The 19,457-nt window shown below is 43.5% G+C and carries 17 protein-coding genes and 1 pseudogene; 9 read left to right on the top strand and 9 right to left on the bottom strand.

Annotated elements, in window-relative coordinates; all coding sequences use genetic code 11:
- The first annotated feature begins 2 nt into the window (after positions 1-2).
- Together IC007_RS11270 and IC007_RS11275 are read left to right on the top strand one after the other, a co-directional pair.
- Positions 3-991, top strand: a pseudogene (locus IC007_RS11270) (transposase).
- A 222-nt stretch (positions 992-1,213) separates the two neighbouring features.
- Positions 1,214-1,951 carry an exodeoxyribonuclease III gene (locus tag IC007_RS11275; protein ID WP_149528787.1) on the top strand — a complete coding sequence of 246 codons (738 nt, stop codon included), beginning with the start codon at positions 1,214-1,216 and terminating at the stop codon, positions 1,949-1,951.
- 646 nt (positions 1,952-2,597) lie between these two features.
- Here the strand turns inward: IC007_RS11275 and IC007_RS11280 are convergent.
- The gene (locus IC007_RS11280) at positions 2,598-2,825 is read right to left on the bottom strand and encodes a hypothetical protein (protein ID WP_149528788.1); all 228 of its coding nucleotides are present in this window, start codon (positions 2,823-2,825) and stop codon (positions 2,598-2,600) included.
- 218 nt (positions 2,826-3,043) lie between these two features.
- Here IC007_RS11280 and IC007_RS11285 point away from each other — a divergent pair, with 218 nt between their 5' ends.
- Entirely contained in the window at positions 3,044-3,967 is a 924-nt protein-coding gene (locus IC007_RS11285; RefSeq protein ID WP_149528789.1) for a metallophosphoesterase family protein, read from the top strand.
- A 162-nt stretch (positions 3,968-4,129) separates the two neighbouring features.
- Here IC007_RS11285 and IC007_RS11290 read toward each other — a convergent pair whose 3' ends face one another.
- Positions 4,130-4,744 carry a type 1 glutamine amidotransferase gene (locus tag IC007_RS11290; protein ID WP_054846113.1) on the bottom strand — a complete coding sequence of 205 codons (615 nt, stop codon included), beginning with the start codon at positions 4,742-4,744 and terminating at the stop codon, positions 4,130-4,132.
- Positions 4,745-5,208: 464 nt separating this feature from the next.
- Between IC007_RS11290 and IC007_RS11295 the strand changes: the two genes are divergently transcribed.
- The 5 genes from IC007_RS11295 to IC007_RS11315 all read left to right on the top strand — a co-directional run bounded on the left by IC007_RS11295 (position 5,209) and on the right by IC007_RS11315 (position 8,298).
- Positions 5,209-6,006 (top strand): hypothetical protein, encoded by a 798-nt coding sequence (locus IC007_RS11295; protein WP_149528790.1) that lies wholly within the window; start codon positions 5,209-5,211, stop codon positions 6,004-6,006.
- A gap of 298 nt (positions 6,007-6,304) precedes the next feature.
- Positions 6,305-6,712, top strand: coding sequence for a HEPN domain-containing protein (locus IC007_RS11300; RefSeq protein WP_054846110.1), 408 nt, complete (start codon positions 6,305-6,307; stop codon positions 6,710-6,712).
- 16 nt (positions 6,713-6,728) lie between these two features.
- Positions 6,729-7,031 carry a nucleotidyltransferase domain-containing protein gene (locus IC007_RS11305; protein ID WP_054846109.1) on the top strand — a complete coding sequence of 101 codons (303 nt, stop codon included), beginning with the start codon at positions 6,729-6,731 and terminating at the stop codon, positions 7,029-7,031.
- 618 nt (positions 7,032-7,649) lie between these two features.
- Positions 7,650-7,880 (top strand): AF_0619 family ribbon-helix-helix protein, encoded by a 231-nt coding sequence (locus IC007_RS11310; RefSeq protein WP_054846108.1) that lies wholly within the window; start codon positions 7,650-7,652, stop codon positions 7,878-7,880.
- A gap of 19 nt (positions 7,881-7,899) precedes the next feature.
- Positions 7,900-8,298: a type II toxin-antitoxin system VapC family toxin gene (locus IC007_RS11315; RefSeq protein WP_054846124.1), complete on the top strand. Its 399-nt coding sequence runs from the start codon at positions 7,900-7,902 to the stop codon at positions 8,296-8,298.
- A gap of 274 nt (positions 8,299-8,572) precedes the next feature.
- Here IC007_RS11315 and IC007_RS11320 read toward each other — a convergent pair whose 3' ends face one another.
- Complete coding sequence (locus tag IC007_RS11320; RefSeq protein WP_054846107.1) at positions 8,573-10,036, bottom strand: cytosine permease; 1,464 nt, start codon at positions 10,034-10,036, stop codon at positions 8,573-8,575.
- A gap of 202 nt (positions 10,037-10,238) precedes the next feature.
- Between IC007_RS11320 and IC007_RS11325 the strand changes: the two genes are divergently transcribed.
- Positions 10,239-11,423 (top strand): FAD-binding oxidoreductase, encoded by a 1,185-nt coding sequence (locus IC007_RS11325; RefSeq protein ID WP_054846106.1) that lies wholly within the window; start codon positions 10,239-10,241, stop codon positions 11,421-11,423.
- Positions 11,424-11,508: 85 nt separating this feature from the next.
- On the opposite strand, the gene IC007_RS11330 is transcribed toward IC007_RS11325, so the two are convergent.
- From IC007_RS11330 to IC007_RS11355, 6 genes are all read right to left on the bottom strand, one after another.
- The gene (locus IC007_RS11330) at positions 11,509-11,718 is read right to left on the bottom strand and encodes a hypothetical protein (RefSeq protein ID WP_162302182.1); all 210 of its coding nucleotides are present in this window, start codon (positions 11,716-11,718) and stop codon (positions 11,509-11,511) included.
- Positions 11,672-12,613, bottom strand: a complete 942-nt coding sequence (locus IC007_RS11335) for a hypothetical protein (RefSeq protein ID WP_054846105.1) — start codon at positions 12,611-12,613, stop codon at positions 11,672-11,674. Before IC007_RS11335 ends, IC007_RS11330 begins: the two co-directional genes overlap by 47 nt.
- 322 nt (positions 12,614-12,935) lie before the next feature.
- Positions 12,936-14,180: a winged helix-turn-helix domain-containing protein gene (locus IC007_RS11340; protein WP_054846103.1), complete on the bottom strand. Its 1,245-nt coding sequence runs from the start codon at positions 14,178-14,180 to the stop codon at positions 12,936-12,938.
- A 591-nt stretch (positions 14,181-14,771) separates the two neighbouring features.
- Entirely contained in the window at positions 14,772-15,860 is a 1,089-nt protein-coding gene (locus tag IC007_RS11345; protein WP_054846102.1) for an FAD-binding oxidoreductase, read from the bottom strand.
- A gap of 43 nt (positions 15,861-15,903) precedes the next feature.
- Positions 15,904-17,121 carry an FAD-binding oxidoreductase gene (locus IC007_RS11350; RefSeq protein WP_054846101.1) on the bottom strand — a complete coding sequence of 406 codons (1,218 nt, stop codon included), beginning with the start codon at positions 17,119-17,121 and terminating at the stop codon, positions 15,904-15,906.
- A gap of 470 nt (positions 17,122-17,591) precedes the next feature.
- On the bottom strand, positions 17,592-18,821 hold the full coding sequence (locus tag IC007_RS11355; RefSeq protein WP_054846100.1) for a dihydroorotase: 1,230 nt from the start codon (positions 18,819-18,821) through the stop codon (positions 17,592-17,594).
- Between the last annotated feature and the right edge of the window lie 636 nt (positions 18,822-19,457).

Here is a 19,457-nt window from a genome sequence, read left to right on the forward strand (position 1 = left end):
ACGTGGAGAGAACGACTCCACGGCCCTGCTCGTCCCTGTCAGGTAAGGACTCGTTATTAAAGGAAACTGTCAAGGAAATAGAGAGGAGGGCGGTCGAGGATGCTGAGAGGGTGAGCCTAGGTATGCCAGGGGGAAGGAGACTAGGAGGAGGGGTTACACGGCCTACAGGTTCAAAAGGGTTTAACTGTGGAGGAGAGGGGGAGGAGGGTAAAGTACAGGGTAAGCTTCATCACCGTGAGGCTATCCGTCATCTACAGGGGTGGGAGGAGGGTTAAGACGGACACGGAGATGGGGCTTGAGAAGGAGAGCGAACGATTGGAGGTGGCGCTGTCATCTCTCTATCCATCATAGGAGGGAAGCTCAACGTAAAACTCACCTCACCGAGGCTTGAGGTTCAAGGTGACTTCAAGTACGTGATAGTTGACGGGAAATACATGAAACTAAGGGGAAGTAAGGGAGTCCTCCTCGTGGCCTTGGGCGTGACCCCTGAGGGGAGAAGGGCAGCCCTAAACGTGATCATATGTAGGGGGGGAGGACTCCAGGGGTTATTGGTCTCTCCTCACTAGGCTTTGGCGCAAGTTCAACCCCGTCCTGGCGGCTGACGGGGTGAAAGCCCTAGACAAGGCTATCACCCTGTCATAATCCATGCCCTCAGGCAACAGTGCGTGGTGCATTTGAAGCGTTCCATGACGAGATAGGAGAGGGAAGAACTCGACCAACTTCTCTCCTCAGCTGAGGGAGGCGGACATGCACACAGAAGGCCCGACGTCCTCCATTACCTGGTCTCACCCAGGGATGGAAGTGGCTCAAGTCCAAGGACCTCGTGGAGTCCTTCAACTCCCTGCTAGAGAGGCGCCGCTTCGGTAAGTCCCACTCCCCCTCGCGTATGCTGCAGATAGCCCTCACCATCGCCAGGGAGTACAACGCGTCTAACTGTTATCTCATTTCAGTAATAATATTATATTGCACCTTACTCCTCTCTCCTTCCTGACCTAAAGTCAATTGTTACTTCATTGAATTACAGTAAACCTAAGAGAATATTACAATCTGCAATGGAGACCTGAATCGCCCTGAGAACACTCCCGATACTTTTCGAAGTTTATGACTATAAAAAGGAGCCCGTTTTGTTATAGGTTTTTGCATAATTCTGGAGAAATCTACAACACATGAGGTGCCACACTCCTTTTAACCCTTGTCCATGAACTCCTTTTACATGAAGTTACTATCGTGGAACGTGAACAGCCTCAGGACGGCGATGAACAAGGGTCTCCTCGATCTGGTGAAGTCGCAGGAGTACGACGTCCTCATGTTCCAGGAAGTCAAGACAAGTCAGGTACCCCTTGACTTCTCCTCCTACAAGGCTTTCCTCAACCCCGCAAAGAAGAAGGGTTACAGCGGGGTCATGACGCTCACCCGAGTCGAACCGCTCTCAGTCAGGACGGGCATGGGGATACCTGAGTTCGATGACGAGGGGAGGATGATCACGTGTGAGTTCGATGACTTCTACGTGATCAACGTCTACTTCCCCAACGCGGGGGAAGGGTTGAAGAGACTGGACTTCAAGTTGGCCTTCGACAGAGCGTTCGAGGAATACGTGACGTCGTTGCCCAAGCCGTCCGTGATGTGTGGTGACTTCAACGTGGCCCACGAGGAAATTGACATAGCCAGACCCAAGGACAACGTGGACCATGCGGGCTTCACCCCCCAGGAAAGGGAATGGTTCCACAGCTTCCTCGAGAAGGGCTTCGTGGACACTTACAGGATGTTCGTGAAGGGGGGAGGTCACTATTCATGGTGGTCCTACAGGTTCCACGCGCGCGAGAAGAACATAGGGTGGAGGATAGACTACTGCGTGGTGTCTACCGAGTTGAAGGGGAGAGTTAGGAGAGCAGACATACTGGAGAAGGTCACGGGGTCAGACCACGCACCCATTGTCCTAGAGATAGGGTGAAGGGCTGAGCAAGACGATGAACTTCGCTTTCTTCCCCCTCAATCTTTGGGCACCTCAATGTAGTTTTCTATGAATCACGGTTTACTTTTATCGGAAAACCGTGGGTCTTCGAGGTTCACCCTTCACCCAAAAAGACCTCGTGACTCTTGCACAGGACTCTTCTCAAAACCCCTTCATTGTCAAGCATCGACTAGCTCGTCTTGCCTACAGCTTCTCTCACAGGAGTGTTTTCTACCCTATACTAATATTTTAATACAGTGTCCCGAATATGATCGTGCATGAGAACACTCCCTTAGTATTACCCTGTTAGTATTTCCTTACTTCCATATATAATTAACTATTTCTATCTCATCTTATGGAAAGAAAGTGAATTTGTAATGTGGACCTGAATCGCCCTAGTCCAGGCATACGAATCCAAAAAGTTTTGACTTGATACCAGTTATAGACACAGCTAATAACGCAATACTGGGGATCAAGAACGTCCCCCAAGGCAAATCTAGACTTTCTACGACTCATTAACACAACACAGTTTACAAGGGTTTACCGTCCACGCCTTACCCTTCACCTTTTATGAATCCTTTATTGAAAATTTCTGAAAATTACTAAAAATCAAGCGAAGTTTAATTTTCTGGAAAACTCACGGTTTTCACGGTAAAGCCGATCCACGGTTTCTTACCTGCTTAGAAAATGATGTGAAATAGTTCACCTCAGTGTCGGGGGAAACTGCTTTTATTACTTCCTCAGACCTTAAACACCAAGGCCGGGATAGGTCCACGGATAAAGAGCTCCAAAGGGGTATTACAAAGTTTTGTCTTACCTTATTTATACTCTGAGCTAGTATGTAAATGTCGAAGTGTTCCTCAAAAACTTTCATGTCATTCACCTTCATTACTTTGTGTCTGTTTTAGCCTTCTCACTAATTTCTCTTTTTTATATCTTTAAAATAAATAAATAGTTACTATAAACTTATTAGATCCTTTCTTTCAACTCTTTCATCTATGTTCCAAATTTTTCATGGGTTAGGGACACCAGATAAAAAGAGACAAATTATTTTCTATAAAAGCTTTTTATCAGGTAATTGAAATCGATGACATGCCCTTTCAGGTTAAAATCCTTTTCGCGAGTGACATACATGGCTCAGAATACGTTTTCAGAAAGGCACTGAACGCTGCTAAGATGTACAAGGTGAACTACCTAATCTTCGGAGGAGATATATTCTCTAAGGACTTCGTCCCGGTGATAGACAAGGGTAGCTCGAAGTTTGTGGAGGGAAAGGAAGTCCAAATCTCTCAGCTGGAGGAGTCCTCAAAGGTGTCAGGTAAGACACCCCTTTTGATGAGAGAGGAAGAGTTTCAGGAGGCTATCAAAAACAAGAAGTACATGACCTCTCTTATAGTCAGAGAATTAGAGGGACAGGCGTCAAGGTGGGTCAAAGTCTTCCATGAGAAGATGAATGGAAGCAACATAGAGACCTTGTGGAACTTGGGAAATGACGACCCTTTAGAGCTGGACGAATACCTTAGTGGGCTGGGAATAGAGATTGCAGAAGGTAAAGTAAGAGAACTGGGCGACCTGAAAGTGGTGAGCTCTGGTTACGTTAATCCAACTCCTTTTGGTACTTACAGGGAGTTACCCGACTCTACCCTGTTTTTAAGGCTAGATTCTATGTTCAAGGAAGTGAGTGAGGGACCCGTCATCCTTAACGCCCACGCGCCTCCAATTAACACCAAGTTAGACCAAGCAATGGACAGGGACAAAAAGAGACATAGCGTTGGTTCCAAGGCAGTAAGGGACATAATAGAAAAGTACAAACCTATAGTAGGTCTCCACGGTCACATCCACGAGTCAGGGGGGATAGATAAAATCGGTGATACTAAGGTGGGGAACCCGGGGAGCTATTATACGGACGGAATGCTCAACGCTATCTTCCTAGTCTTGGAAAGGGAGGTCAAAGGAAAAGGGATCATAGTGAAGAAAGAGTACAAGGTAAAGGCAATGGAGATAATAAGAGGCTAAGTCTGTAGGTCGAGAACTATCTAATTTTGAGAAATTAGTTTCACGCATGAAGTTTATAAATTTTATTTATATATCTCTTTCTTTGCACCTTACTGCGTGAACTACTTTCTTAATTTTTAACGACGGAGATTTAGAATGAAAGTGAGACACGATTTTCAGGCGTCATAGATCAAACCACAACTTAATTATCCTTTTAGCGGTATGGAAGAGTTCCTCCTCATGTTCTTTCACTTGATTTACAATTTCCTCGTTCCCTCCATATGTCTCTATCCAACTCTTCACCATTTTAGCATCTACCTCAATGTGAAACTGAAGGCCTAATCTCCTTTCCTTCAGAAAGGCTTGGAAGTATTTATCACTGTAAGCGAGTAGATCTGCTCCCTCAGGTAACGTAAATGTATCACTATGCCATTGAAAGACGTGAATGTCCCCGAGAGTTTTCAGGTAGGAGACTGTTCTGACTTTCATAATTCCTTTTTCTTCACCGAAGCTTCCAGGGGTGACCTTTCCTCCTAGGGCATACGATAGTAATTGAGCTCCAAGGCATATACCCAAGACCTTTGGAGTTCTCTTTATTAACTCGAATTCCTTCTCCATGAAAGGATACCTATCGTGTTCATAAACTCCCATCGGACCTCCCATCAGCACTATGGAGTCTGGCGTCTCCTTTCCAGTCAATTCGTCAGCTCGTACTTCCCTTAAGTCGTCCTTTTCCTTGAGTATTTCCTTAATGTTTCCTAAACCTTCAACTGGGTGATGGATAATCCCAAGCATCATAGGAAAATTATCTTATCGAGAGTTAAAAACGTGATGATAAAAAACATTATAATTTCAGTAGATGTGTATATATTAAAAAGAAAGAAGAAGGAAAAAATTAACTATAATTATTATAGGTTTTCTCTTTCTCTTCTCACATAGATAACTTGATAGGGAGTACAGCTTCATTTTGTTCTCTTTCCCCTCTCTTTCTTTATTTCATATACAAGATGACACTAATTGTCCTTTATTTTATCTTGAGAATTATATTTTTATTCTACCCATAACTCTCTCTTAAATAGCGAATTGAAGAGAGAGTCTATCCGTCTAATTTACCTTTTCTAAAAAATTGTAAATTAGTGCAAATGTAGTACTACGCTATACATCAAAAGTGTTCAAACACATCTACATTAAAAAACACATATATTTGAATGATGATATCAAAGCTATATATAGAAGATAACCTAGAGACTTATTGTTAACTTATGACTTCTGTAAACAATGAGATCACCTTACGAGCATCTAGGGACAGAGTAAGGAGATGGATATCAGACCCTTTCCTTTTCGCAGGAATCGTTGGTCACATCTCCATAGTGAACGCTTTTGACTGGGAAACGAAAAAGCCTATTGAGTTATCTTCTGTTTCCTCTCCTTCGAATAAATTCAGGGTAGTATACGTTCTTGGATCGTCTGACATCAAGACATATAACGGCGAAATGACCGGCCCTTTGCACATCCCTTCAGGGGTAATTTATAAGGGAAAGACAGATGACGAGAAAATAAAATGGGAGGTAGCCTTCACCCTGAGGTCGGTGAAACCTTACGAGACCTTAGTTAACATAAACGTTGTTACCGAATGTAAACACGGATTAATGAACAGGATATCCGGAAGGTCTCTCCAGTTCGCTGAGCACGTAATGAACGGTCACATAGTTCCTTACCTAAGGAACTTCTTCAAGCCGTCAGCGGACTCTTTAGAGCTCATCCCTATGTTAGTCCTTAAAGATAAAGGTAAAATTGGGTCTTTATATAACAAGTTGGATAACATCTCAAAAGATATCTCTTATGGTATAATTATAATCGAAGGTGAAGACTTGAGGGGAAGAGTCATGATAAAGGACGGCAAGTTCACGAAAGCTTCTATAAATCGTCTGGAGAAAAACCTTGCTGAGAATGTAGAGATATTGGAAATCGGATCAACAAGCGACGTGAACGTTTACGTTTATGCCATAAATGTAGACGAGATAGTCTCAGACAAACTAATGAAACTAATTCCAAGCTAATTTAATCAATTATTCAGCTAATTAGAGGATGACTTGTTGAAACTGTTATGATCGAAAATGCTAAAATAATCCTGTCAATTCCATTATTAGAGCTTTTCCTCTAAGCTTAATCAAGCCTAAGAACTATTCAAAACGCTAAGGAGCGTAGTACATAGCATTAGAGGGGGCTAGACGTGGATAAGGAGCTTAAAGCCTATAACTTCTTCTTGTGATTCTTCACTCTACTTTAGAGCATGTTCCTAAAATCTCTCGTGTACCCTAAGGCTCATTAGGTTCCTCACTGCATCTTTATATTGACATGAGCGGCGAATACGTCGTCAGGTTAAAGAGGAGGGCACTGAAGTTCCTCGAAACGTCGGAAAAGAGTGACGACCCTGACTTGTCCACGTTCCTCGCGGAGCAGGCAATCCAGCTATATGTGAAGGGAGTGTACTATGAGATAGTTGGAGAGAAAATAAGAGGACACGGGATCCGCTCCCTCCTAGGATCTCTATCTAGAGAATTAGAGAGGAACGGAATCAAACATGATGAGTTAGACCGATTTGTAAGGGAGAGGAGAGACTTACTCGTAGACCTAGAGGAAGCCTATACTGAGAGCAGGTACGGGGAAGGGGATTACACTGAGGACAAGTCAAGGGTGTTCATATCTCTAGCAAAGGAAACCATAGAGTTGCTCAAGGAGGTGGAGAGAAACGCCATGGATTAAATACCACTTCGACCACATGAGGAGATGGAGGGAATACTCCCAGAAAGTTAGAGAAGCAGTGAGGGGTGTGGACCCAAGAGCTAGGGTCTACGTTATAGGAGGGGTCGCTGAGGATCGCGTCACAGTCTACAGCGACATCGACTTGTTGATAGTATTCCCGTACAAGGTAAGCAGGACGGAGATGAACAGAAGGATACTCTCAATAGCTTTCGACGAGTACTCACTCCCCTGGGATGCACCAGTGGAACTACACATAGTTGACGAGGAAGGAGCAAAGGAATACTTCAGGCACGCTAAGAGAGTCATCGAAATCCCTTGATTTCACCTCTTGTCCAGTAAATGAGGTCATGTTTACGTCCTCGTCTCTCTTGGGTAGGAGTACGTTAATCTCGGTTAGGATACCTGAAGAGCTAAAGGAAGGGTTAGAGAAGGATGAAAATGACGAGGGATAAGTGATAAGGGTTCATTAAAGGACGAAGTTAAGAGGGCTGAAGCTAGGGAGTAGAGAGAAATGAAAGACGTGAGAAGAGTGTTAAGTAGATATTTTACACATTATGTCTATATGGTAAGTTTCTGTATAGCATTTATGGGAACTCCTGTGACTTAAATATTTTCATCTAGTAGCATTATAAAATAAATTCTATCCATTCTATGGTGAGGAGGTTTAGAACCCATAACTAATTATTCGCTCTCTATCACGTCACTATTAAATTATTTTAGGTCACGTAACTCTGCAAGGGTTTTCCGATAAGAGCTATCTTTATTTTTAATATCACACAAAGTATATTCCTTTTCCTTCACTATCAGTCAAACGCATTAATGTACCCCCTTTGACCCTAAGGTGAAGACGAACTTCATGGTTGGGGATAGGACGAAACACTTTCTTCGTATGTATACAAAAAGTAAACTATTTAATTTTACACGTTTATCTCTGATTATGGGTAGGAGTGTGGTAATCTCAGTTAGGATACCTGAAGAGCTAAAAGAGGAGTTAGAGAAGTATGAAATTGACGAGGCGGAAATAATAAGGAAAGCGTTAATGAACGAAGTTAGGAGGGCTAAAGCTAAGGATTTAGAGAGGGAAATGGAAGATGTAGGAAGAGCATTAAGTAAAATACCTCCAGAGGAAGTGGTCAAGGAAATCAGAGAGGACAGAGAAAAGAGATAAGTGAAAAGTGAAGTACTTCATGAGTTACGTTTTCGATTCTTCATCAATTTATGTCCTGTTGAACAGAGGAGAAATAGGTCTTCTAGGAGGGAATTATACAAGCCTGCTAGCTAAGTTTGAGTTAGGGAATATGGTCTGGAAGGAAGTGTTTCTTCATAAGAGGATAAGCAAGGAGGAAGGGGCAATACTAACGTCCTTCGTTTCCAAGGTGCTAAGCAACATGAACTTGGAGGATGTAGACTGTAAAGAGGTAGAGGAAATAGCGGTAGATTACGGAATAACCTTTTATGACGCGTCATATACTTGGTTGACGAAGACGCTCAATTTACCCCTAGTCACTGAGGACGTTAAGCTCAAGAAGGCAATCGAAGAAAAGAAGAAATTGAAAGTCTTATCGGTAGATGAATTTATACAATAATAAAACTTTGCCAAAATAGAGATTTTTAAATTAATTTAATTCTTTGGTATACATTCTCTAATTAACCGAATGCTTGAGAACCATTAGAAAAAGGGTTGGGGGAGGAGAAAGCCCAGCTGTGGCGGGGAGGAAGTCAGCACTGATTCCCTAGCTTCCTGAGTTCACCCTCATGCATCGGGGTTTCATCTATGAAGAGAAGAAGGCCAAAGAAGTATTTGTGCTTGTTTCATCATTCGAACAGAAAGGAGAACGTGAGAGCTCTCAGACGCTGGGATCAGTCTCTTTTACTCAATAAGATGAAAACTAACATACTAACTATTATAGCGATGTACCACCCATAGTCGTAAATTAAAGATAGAGAAGGTAGGACGACTCCTATGAGAGGCACTAGACCTCCTATCAACGTAGAAATAATCGCGTTTGCGCTAACTCCGTCTTTGTACCAGTATAGTCCCTTTGGAGTGAATAAATCCACTAGCTTCATCTTAGTCCTGTCCAACAACCAGTATTTAGCTATCATTACTCCTGCTACAGCACCTAAGGAAGTCCCGATGATATTTAGGGCATCGAAGAGCGACCCAGCATTTGAGTACCATAACCAAGGGACGTATCCTATTCCAAGCACAGACGCTATCACCGCAGCTTTGTTCCATGTAGAGAACTTCCTTGGGAACAGGCTTATGAGATCGTATATTGGAGATACTAGATTAGCTGCCACGTTCACTCCCACCGTTGCAAATATCAAGGTTATACCTAGAATCAAGGTTATCAACGGGTTATGAGTGAAGAGATACATTATGTTCACCGGGTTCACGTAGTTCGGAGCCTCAGCAATGCTTATTTTGAATGAATAGATCATTGTGGAGACAATCAGCACCACTATGAAAGTGAAAATCACAAATAGAATTGGAAATCCTATGGCTTGACCGACTACCTGATCCTTCTGAGTCTTGGAGAACCTTGTGAAGTCCATTATGTTCAGTGCTAACGTTGCGTAGGCCCCAGCTAGGGATGCGATCGCAAGAGATACGTCGTTAAAGTTCAAGGACATGCTCGGAGCTACTGAGAAGAGGTTTCCCACCCCGTGAGCCAGTTGGACTCCGTAAATTGCGAGAGCACCCAATATGCCCATTATTAGGGGGCCAACTACCAGCTCGAAGTACTTCACTTCCTGCATCCCTTTAAATAGAACTGCAACGTTAATGCTCCAGAATATGAGAAATGACAGTGCTATGTTTTCAGGCATCCCAAGAACATTGGAGTCCAATGAAGCCCAATAAGGGGAGAAAATGGAGAGTACTGCGTTGATTATTGTACCGCCTACATATGTCTGCACAGAGAACCAGAATAATGCTACAAACCCCCTCAGGATCACGGGTATCGAGGCTCCTTTAAGCCCGTACATAGACCTCACGCTCACTGGAAAAGGTATCCCCCATTTTGCTCCCATGTGCCCATTGAGGAACATGACGACTAACTGAGTACCGTACGCGAGACCGGTTATCAAAAGGGCCCATATGGGTCCGAACTCGAAAGTTAACAATGCTGCAATCTCGAATTGTACTATGTTATGGACCATTCCGGCCCAAACTGTAGTGAAATTTACCCACGTCCAGTTTTTCATGGAGCGAGGAAGGGGTATCAAGTTCCTGTTGTAGAAAGTCTTAGGTACGGTCTCAGACGTCTGTCCGTAGTCTGAGACGTCCAATTTAACTTCGTTTTCTATGTTTGACTCCATAGGTCTCACACTGATAAAGTGATAAAAAATATTGCACGACTTTAGTTTAAACTTTTTAAAAGTTATTTTAAATATTAGTAAATTCTTTATATATTTACCTACTCTTTTTAGCAATATTTTAAGAACATTTTCATTGAAACTTTGGAAAATATACCATTTTTACGTGAACAGTACTTTTAAAGACAGGGGATTACTTAACTTTATGGAGAGACTTTCCAAGTTTCTAATGAAGGAAGGAATAGAATATAGTTCCCATGGGGACTACGGAGATTGGAGCTGGACTTCTCCGGTTCTTTCCGAAATAAAGGGAAAAGAACCATCTCTCATCGTTTTTCCGAAGAATGAGGAAGAGGTAATCAAGATTGTTGAGGTAATAAGAGAAGAACACGTCCCCCTAGTCCCGCGTGGAAAGGGTTTCAATAACGTAGGAGGTCTCATACTGAACAAGGAGAACTCAGTCATCCTTGAGACTACAAAGACGAGCTGGATTACAGAGAATGAGAATCACGTACAGTTAGGCCCGGGAACACCTTATTATAGTAAGGGTAAATTCACCTTCAATCCCAGGGTATATCCATCCACTTTCGAAAGGGAGGTTACAGTCGGAGGAAACTTCTGCGGTGGAGCTTACGGCATAGGGTCTTACAGATACGGACCTAATTGGGACCAGGTCTTGAGGATCAGAATGGTGAACCCTAAAGGTAGACTAGTGACTTTGGAGGGCGAAGACACTAAGGTTGCTGCACATGCCATGGGTACTACTGGGATAGTTACATGGTTGGAGATCATGAGAAACCCGCAGAAAATATTACCTTTTCTGTATTTTTTTGATAATATTATTGAATTAGAGAAATTTTTGATGAGGGCTTACGATGAGGCGTTACCTTTCTATCACCTGAGCGCCCTCTCCCCTTCAGCTATGAACTACATCTTCGGTCTGGACGGTAGATGGGGTCTACTAGGCGCTGTTGAGGAAGACGTAGTGGAAGAGGTACCAAAAGGAGCGGACGGAAAGGAAATATGGCGTAAGAGAAGTCTATTCAACAGTGGAATGGTGGAATACTTCATAGAGAAAGGAGAAAGGCCTTTCTACACAGTTTACAAGGTAGATGTAGATCAGGTATCTGAATTCATATCTAAAGCTGGAGCAGAGGTCAAGTCTCCCATGTTTGAAATGAACCTTACGAACGAAGGCAAGGCTAGGATACTCACCATCTCCTCTGTCCCTTTCCACGTGGACTTCTATGGGGATTCTTTGTTTAACGTGAACTCTCCTTACATTAACAACAGAGTCACGCCATCACACCTGAACAAGATCAAGATGTATAAGAGGCTTTACGACAAGGAAGACTTGTTCAACCCAGGGAAAATCAGATTTGATAAGTAATAATCTTAATGATATTAAAGGGTGTTTTGCTGGGAATTTTGTTCACATATGTCTAGAGAAAAGCTCTTCTGATGAATTGCTCTAGCTACACTTTCCTTGTCCTGAAATATAAGAACAGGATGATGGGGAATGAGGCTCCAATCACTATGGAAACTGAGGCTAGTACACTAAAGTTCTGCGTAACATAGCCTATCACTAAAACTGTGGTGAGGAGTTCCATTCCTAATGCGATCAACGATTGAAAGGAATCAGCATATCCCTGGATCTCTGAAGGAACAGACGAGTAGTCTATCATGCTCATGTAAGAGGATATGATGGACAAACTGTATCTGGTCATTAAAAGTCCGAGGAAGAAGATCATTGGCGAAATACTTAGAACGGATATGAAAATCAAGGTCATACAGAGCGATAGAGATGAAAGGAAGAGAAGATAGTAAGTTGAAACTTTCTTCAACCCTCTCCAATACCCTTCTCACGGTTAAGATTGAAATAACGTAACAGATCATAACAACAGCGTTGTAGACCGAGTACAGTTGATACAAGTTAGGAGAGTCCCTAAATAAGGCGTAAAAATACATGGACTGCTCTGTGACAAGAGGAAGCAGGAAAACCCCCACGGATTCCACGTAGAAGAACTTCCTATTTCTCTTGAGCAGACCGCTGTACGCTGAAATGGCTTGTTTAGTTACCTTTATTCCAGATCCATTGAGCCTTTCCCCAACGGGGAAGTTAACGATAAAGTAATGGGAGATCGGGTAGTAGATCGATCCAACTATGAAGTAAAGTGAAAGAACCCACTCCCCATATGAACCTATAAGAAAAGACAAGACAGATATCAAAGCCCATCCGAGGACTACTCTCGTCTGATTAACTGGAGATAACGTGATGTACTCCTTTTCGTCCAGCTTTCCCTTATAGATCAGGCTAGTGAACATTCCTTCATAGGTACCCTTCAGATAGGAGACGAAGAAGAAGCTTAATATCAAGGCAAATGTGATGACAGTAATCGGAAGGAGGACCAGCGTTCCTATCGCGAAGTAGAGAAAGGGCACGGCCAATAAGAACAGTATCCTCGCTCTCCTCACATTTTTAACGTGGTCTAAAAGGAAGGAAAGGAATTGAGTGAAGACTCCTATCTCTCCCACGAAAGTGAGGAAAAAAGAGGCTATGAAGACGTTCCTATCGATCACATTGCTCTCGAAAAGGAAGGGTTCTATGATACCCTGTCCCGTGAAGAGGAGAGGGGTGTAAGTCGCTAGAAGTGTCTTTCCAACTCAGATGGCGAAATCAGTAGGTTTATCTACAGCGTCGGGTGTAAGTCGCTAGAAGTGTCTTTCCAACCCCTCACGTTTCATGAGCTTCTTGACGTTCTCGAGAGTCTTCCTTCACCGTGGAGACATGGGTCAGGAAATGAGAAAAAGAAGGTTGTTTTCATGATTCTCCAAGTTGTAATAAAAAAGTTTAGAAAAGCTATAAAAAAATGGGAAAACTACATCCATCTCTCTTTCCACTTCACCAGTTCCTGTCACGAGTTGTAATTATCACTACTTCCCCGGCATCAACGTCAGCACGTATTTTCAGGTTCTTCTCGCCCTGCCTCATAGGGGGAACTCTAACGTAACTGCTGGAGTCACTGTCCACGGCAGATGCCACTCCGACGTCATCAGGTAAATCCAAGGTAAACACTACGTTGGAGGCGTCTACGTCTATATCTAAAGTCCCCCCTGATGGAAAGCCCAACTTACCTTTGATGTAACTAGCATCGGAATCTATGCTAACTTCCCTACAACCTGCTAAGTTTAGATCTGCCTTACTACCGTCCGCTTCAATGCTAACCTGCTTTACACTGATATTCACCTCAGCCTTACTACCGTCAACTTCCATGTTAAGTTTCTCCAGCTCAGGTAGGCTAAGAACCGCACTACAGCCGTCCATTTCGAGCTCCATTTTATCACCCAAGTTCACCTCTGCATCGTCAGGGGAATGACACTCAACTTTCAGGTGTGGTTCACCTTGAGTCAGGGTTAAAGTGCTTCCGTTAGCCTCCACGTCACAAGCCTTGGAAGGTTGAATAGGGGAATCGAAAACTGTAGTTTTCCTCTTTCCGATCGAGAACACACCTTGACCTGATCCGACAGTAGGTAATACAGTAGGTAATCCTGAGAACAGTTTGTCTAGTAGAGAAAAAGTCCTTAAAATATCACCGTTTGAGGACGTTATTATCCCAACTCTTGACATTTTAGAGGAGATAGATGAACTACACTCGGATGAACAAATCAATACTCCTACGTTGCTTATCTCATCTACTATTTCTTTCAAATCCTCAGGACTCACCGAGTCATCTATCTTCAATATCCCTATGTTGTCTATCCTCAACTTGTTCTTGTTCTCCTTTGACGACTTTACGAGATCTGGAGATATTTCATAAACTGCTACGTTGGAAATTCTGATAACGTTTGAAGGAAAGGAGGTGGAGAAGTTCCCTTGATCGCTTTCCTCTATTACCCCTTTCTCGTCCTTAACTCCTCCTTCGACTTCCGTTATTATTTTGTACGCCCTTATCCCCTCCTCTGTGAGGACATACTCGTCGTTGACTTTCTCGATCAAGTCGCCTAGTTTCCTTAAGTGGAACGCTAAAGAAGGGCTGTCCAGTCCCAACTCGTTCATTAAATCCGAAAAGCTAGCCTTTCCTTTCTCTTTTAGGATTTTGATTGCCTTCCTCCTCGTCTCGTTTGATATTGCTTCGAATATGTCCATACATGCTAATATTAGAATTTACAAATATAAATTTTCAAGTAAATTATCATTTATTTTCAAGTAAAGGAGAATTTACTCATTCTATTCATAAAGAAATTACCCACAACAGAAGGGCTGGCTGTGTTTCTGACTTCTTCCTTTCATAAATTAATTTTCATAAATTTATATATAGAGTCATTTCAGTGGATTGACATTTCCTTTATCCTTATAATTAAACGTATGTAAAATAGAAGAAATAGTGATATTTTCTTCTTTTGAAAGACTTTACTAAAGTCTGAAAATATAGAATCGGGATTCTACATGGCTAGAATATGCTGTAGTGTTTAGATTCTACTGGCAAAGATGTTTTGCGTACAACGTCTCATGAAATTGAGCTATTCTATTAAAGTACCGTACAACGTCTCATGAAATTGAGCTATTCTATTAAAGTACGACGAAGTTATCAGGGGAAACATCATGAAAGTTTTTTACATACAAATTATAATATTTTATCAATTATATAATAATGGTATTGAAAACAGGGGTACTAAGTTTAAGGAAGCTCATCAATTCTTTGCGGTTGAAGATAGAAAAAAATGGTAAAAATACGATCTAGAACTTCACCTTTCCGGGGTTGAAGAGGTCCTCCTTGTCGTAAGCCCTCTTGTACCACAATATCTTCTGCAAGTGGTCCCTTGAAAGCCTGGAGTTGAGATAAACGTCGTCAACGTCAAATGTGGACTTCCCAAGAAACCGCTTAAGGGACTCCATGGTTTCCCTCCCTCTGACCATAAAGTCTAGATGGGCCTTGAAATCGTTTGCGAACTCTACTTCAATTACGGGATCGAACTTAGAGGACTCCATCACAACGCCGCTGAATTCCCTCAATGGCAGGTGATATGTGGTGTAATCGTAGCTTTCAAAGTTCTCCCTGTAAGCTCCGGCGAAGAACCTGTCCCTGTTCTCCCAAAGGAAGGTTCCGTCTGAGCCTTTCACGTCTACGTCTTTGTCTTTCTCCCAAGCTAAAACCAAGTGCCACTTTTCAGGCCCAACAGTCATCCTGGAGATCTCGGGCGACCTGAGCACCATGTGATAGAGAGGGGGTAACTCCTCGTAAAGTTTCACCGTGAATGACGAAGCTTCTTTAAATTCATTGAAAGTAACGACGCGGGACTCTATGGGGAGGTTCTCTCTAGTCATGACCCTGAGCTTTGTTACTATGCCCGTGGTGCCCTCAGCGTGAGCAGCTACCTTCACGTCTCCTCCCCTGAGGGTGACCAGTTTTCCCTTGGGGTTGACCATCCTGACCTCTGTGACCTGATCCCATGAGATCCCGTACTCCAAAGACCCTATCCCCCAGGACCCACCGCAGAAGTTTCCACCCACGGTGGCGTACTTCCAGAGAGTAGGGTAAACCCTAGCGTTAAACTTGTATCTTGCTCCCGCATCTACGATGACCTCCATCTTCCTGCTTTCAATTTTGTCCATATTCCTCATATCGATCATCACCCCTCCCAGTGTCACATATATTCCCCTTGCACTGCTCACCCCTCCACCTCTTGGAACCAAGGGGACGTGTTCCTGGAGTGCTACCTCCACTATTTTGACAACGTCCTCCTCGCTCCTTGGGTAAGCTACGACATCAGGTAACTTGCCGACCTCCTTGTCCAATCCCTTGACTGCAGAGAGCCTATCCTCCATGGAGAAAGACAAGGGTACGTCTATTTTCCTGAACGCATCTACGTTATACGTCCAACCTCACCTTTCCGGGGTTGAAGAGGTCCTCCTTGTCGTAAGCCCTCTTGTACCACAGTATCCTGTGCAAATGATCGGGTTTCAATCTATCGTTAATATGAATGCTATTCAAGTTGAAGTTGGTCCCTCCCAAGATCTCACCTACCTTTCTATAAACCGAGGGAGAGTCGGTCAAGATGAAAGGGTGTGACGACCTTCCAACGTCGAACTCCACGTCTGCTATCATGGCTTCTGTCTCTGAGACCTTCGTGAGTTTATCTAAGGTTTCCTCCAGAGGGATGTCCTTCACCATGTAATACATCCTCCTCTTAAAGGCTCCCATGGCTGTCGTTATCGTACCACCGAAGAAGAGGAACCTCTTCTCCCAGATCCTCGCACCGGCCTCAGCGTTCCCTGAAGGGCATTCCTCTTCACACACTACAAGCAAGTTCCACTTTTCAGTTGACACTCCCGTGATGTTCTCGGACAGTTTAGACATCTGAGGGGATCTGAGGGTCACGTGATATACTGAGTAGTCTCCGTCGAAGAGCTTCTCCACGAAGTTAAGCGATTCCCTCAACGAGTCAAACTCTATCATCACCGGGTTCTCCCTTCTCTCTCTAGTCATGACCCTGAGCTTTGTTACTATGCCCGTGGTGCCCTCAGCGTGAGCAGCTACCTTCACGTCTCCTCCCCTGAGGGTGACCAGTTTTCCCTTGGGGTTGACCATCCTGACCTCAAGGACGTGATCCCAGTTTCTACCGTACTTGAACTCCCCAACTCCTCCAGACCCACCGGAGAAGAACCCTCCTACCGTTGCGCCCTCACTGAATGTGGAGGGATATACCCTAGGCGAGAACAACATTTTCCCTTCCCTGGAGAAGGGAGTCCCGGCCCCTACAACAACGTCTTCGTAGTTCACCGTCAGAGAGTCCAGTAGAGTCATATCAACTATTACGCCACCTTTCATAGGTATTACGCCACCAACATTGTTCTTTCCTCCTGCCCTAGGGATAAGGGGTAGGTGTTCCTGGAGTGCTATCTCCACTATTTTGACGACGTCCTCCTCGCTCCTTGGGTAAGCAACTAGGTCCGCTTTATGGACCTTCATCTCCTCCAGAAGGAATGGCGAGGTATGGCTGAAGTCCCTTGATTTCTCCGTGACGGTCTTGGGATCGTCTGTGATTTTCACCTCATCCCTGAGGGCTTTGATAAGGTTGTTAATCATATTATGATATTCGATTTATTATTTTATAAATATTTAAACAATATTTCTGGTATGTATTTAGAATCATTTGAACAATAATAAAAACTTATCCAGTATATTGATCAGCTAGAATCGAGAAAGTTAAAAAGTCTAAAGAATGGAGAAAATCATGTGTGGAGAAATTTCTCCTGACTACAGATAGAGACAAAGTAAGTTAAGAAGAACGGGAAGCTCGCAGAGAGTCTATAGTTACTCATCTCTACACAAAATAGGCTCTTCATGACTAAATCAAGAAAAAAATTATTCAAGGTAGGGTATGTCCAGCTCTTATCAGAGGTGAGAAAGTTGTCCTCTGCTCGGCATCATGTTTTCCTTATTCCATTGAAGATTGTCGATAGCCTCAATTTTTTGACACCTTCCTGATCAACTTTACCATGAGATAGGCTACAACTCCCATCAACAACACAACGCCCCCAGCCAAGAGTTGATCTTCAATCATTTCTCTTCAACAGTTTTCCCTTACTTTCGTGAACCTCACCTTGTTCCAGCACCAGTTCACCGTTCCTGAAGACGTACTCAGGCCTACCCGTAACCTCGTAACCCTCGTAAGGAGTCCAGTCTGCCATGTGGGTGTTGTTAGCGCTTACCCTCCACTTCACGTTAGGGTTGTAGATCACTAAGTCAGCCCTGAACCCCTCCTCCAGCCTCCCCGTGTCCAGTGCGTTAATTATGGCTGGGTTGATGGAGAGAAGTTCCACAGCTCTGTAGAGGGGCAATCCCCTCTTCATGAACTCCGTCAAGACCATGGGTAACCTCAGTTCCACCCCTGGGAGACCCGGGACAAGATCCGGGAATTCCCTGTGAGCGTCCTTCACTTCCGCGTCAAACCAGTTGTGGTCAGTACCTATCATGGATACTTTGTCTATCCTTCTCCATAGTTCCTCCGGGTCACGAACCGGAGGAGAGGTCACGAACCTGTGGGCGTCCTTCCTTTCGTATACCTTCCTGTCCAAAATCAAATGATGGAGGGTAGTTTCAGCGAGGAGATGTCCCTTCACGTCTAAGGTTGTCCCTGAGCTGACATGAGCTATCAGTCCTTTCCTTATCAACGGTACGACTCTTCCTACAGCGGCCCATTCGGTCTCATCTCTCCTTACCTCAGCGTGAAGTATAGGAGGACCTCTCCTGTTAGAGGAGAGCGCCGAGATCAGTTCCTCGTCTTCCGCGTGAACCATCACGTAACCTCTCAGGTTGTCCGAGATCCTCTTGATCCCTTCCAGCGATGGGTTCAGGTCGGCGTACTTCACCATCATGTATTTCACCGAGTTGAAGCTCTCAGAGTACTTTCTCACGTTTTCACTCCAATCATCTGCGAAAACATGAAATGAGTAATTTGTAACGCTTTCCGAGAACTGGGACGTCCTTTCTTCGACGTTGGGACTGTGATCTGCGAAGGCGAAGTCTATCACGGTCGTGGTTCCTCCATAGATGGAAGCTATTGTGCTTTCCTTCACTGTGTCCGTGGTAGGCACCTTAAGGTATCTCTTGAAGATGTGGACGTGGTTGTCAACTCCTCCGGGTAAGAGAAGCATCCCGTGAAAGTCTCTCCTTTCTTGACCGTTCAAGCTCTTTCCTATCTTCCTTATTCTCTCTCCCTCAATCTCGACATCGACTTCGATGATCCCCTGCGGTGTAGGGGTCTTCACGTTAGAGATTATCACAGTATAGATGATTGGAGAAGGTATACTATATACTTTTCAATGATCAGGAGATGAAACTCGCCAACTCTCAACATTCATGCTCCAATTTTCCTTATCAAGGTTTAGTCAGTCCTGTTTTCACCATCAGATCTACATCGTAATACTCTTCTCTTACCATTATTGGGGCATTCAGGAGCTCATTCAAATTCAGTTTATTTATCAAAATTGAATGAATTTAATTAAAAGTTCTTGTATAGGTTAGGTAAGATTCGCACTTGATATTTTCATTTATTTATATTTTCATTTATTTGATCTATTTTTACCATAATTACAATTCACAATGTAAACCTGAATTGCCCTCAACGTCGATCTCCCTTAAATTTCAAGTCAAAATGACGTCAAAAATCTTTAAAGTAATATATTTGCATGATGAAAAGGAAAGGAAATAATGTGAAAACTTGTCTGATTATTTCAATCCTAAATATCGTTAAGGTATTCCTGACGCAAATTTATCCACAACACACACAAGCGATCGAGATAACAATACGCACACTTATCTTCATCATAATGGTGTTGAAGCAGAAATCCAACATCAAACAAAAAGGCCAACAATACTAGAACTTGTCTGATTATTTCAATCCTAAATATCGTTAAGGT

The organism is Sulfuracidifex tepidarius (assembly GCF_008326425.1).
In the GTDB taxonomy this organism is placed as follows: Archaea; Thermoproteota; Thermoprotei_A; order Sulfolobales; family Sulfolobaceae; genus Sulfuracidifex; species Sulfuracidifex tepidarius.

Bases quoted from the DNA above. Each gene is read 5' to 3' on its own strand.
- IC007_RS11275 (WP_149528787.1), top strand. From the start codon at position 1,214: ATGAAGTTACTATCGTGGAACGTGAACAGCCTCAGGACGGCGATGAAC.
- IC007_RS11280 (WP_149528788.1), bottom strand. From the start codon at position 2,825: ATGAAAGTTTTTGAGGAACACTTCGACATTTACATACTAGCTCAGAGT.
- IC007_RS11285 (WP_149528789.1), top strand. From the start codon at position 3,044: ATGCCCTTTCAGGTTAAAATCCTTTTCGCGAGTGACATACATGGCTCA.
- IC007_RS11290 (WP_054846113.1), bottom strand. From the start codon at position 4,744: ATGATGCTTGGGATTATCCATCACCCAGTTGAAGGTTTAGGAAACATT.
- IC007_RS11295 (WP_149528790.1), top strand. From the start codon at position 5,209: ATGACTTCTGTAAACAATGAGATCACCTTACGAGCATCTAGGGACAGA.
- IC007_RS11300 (WP_054846110.1), top strand. From the start codon at position 6,305: ATGAGCGGCGAATACGTCGTCAGGTTAAAGAGGAGGGCACTGAAGTTC.
- IC007_RS11305 (WP_054846109.1), top strand. From the start codon at position 6,729: ATGAGGAGATGGAGGGAATACTCCCAGAAAGTTAGAGAAGCAGTGAGG.
- IC007_RS11310 (WP_054846108.1), top strand. From the start codon at position 7,650: ATGGGTAGGAGTGTGGTAATCTCAGTTAGGATACCTGAAGAGCTAAAA.
- IC007_RS11315 (WP_054846124.1), top strand. From the start codon at position 7,900: ATGAGTTACGTTTTCGATTCTTCATCAATTTATGTCCTGTTGAACAGA.
- IC007_RS11320 (WP_054846107.1), bottom strand. From the start codon at position 10,036: ATGGAGTCAAACATAGAAAACGAAGTTAAATTGGACGTCTCAGACTAC.
- IC007_RS11325 (WP_054846106.1), top strand. From the start codon at position 10,239: ATGGAGAGACTTTCCAAGTTTCTAATGAAGGAAGGAATAGAATATAGT.
- IC007_RS11330 (WP_162302182.1), bottom strand. From the start codon at position 11,718: ATGATAGACTACTCGTCTGTTCCTTCAGAGATCCAGGGATATGCTGAT.
- IC007_RS11340 (WP_054846103.1), bottom strand. From the start codon at position 14,180: ATGGACATATTCGAAGCAATATCAAACGAGACGAGGAGGAAGGCAATC.
- IC007_RS11345 (WP_054846102.1), bottom strand. From the start codon at position 15,860: ATGGAGGATAGGCTCTCTGCAGTCAAGGGATTGGACAAGGAGGTCGGC.
- IC007_RS11350 (WP_054846101.1), bottom strand. From the start codon at position 17,121: ATGATTAACAACCTTATCAAAGCCCTCAGGGATGAGGTGAAAATCACA.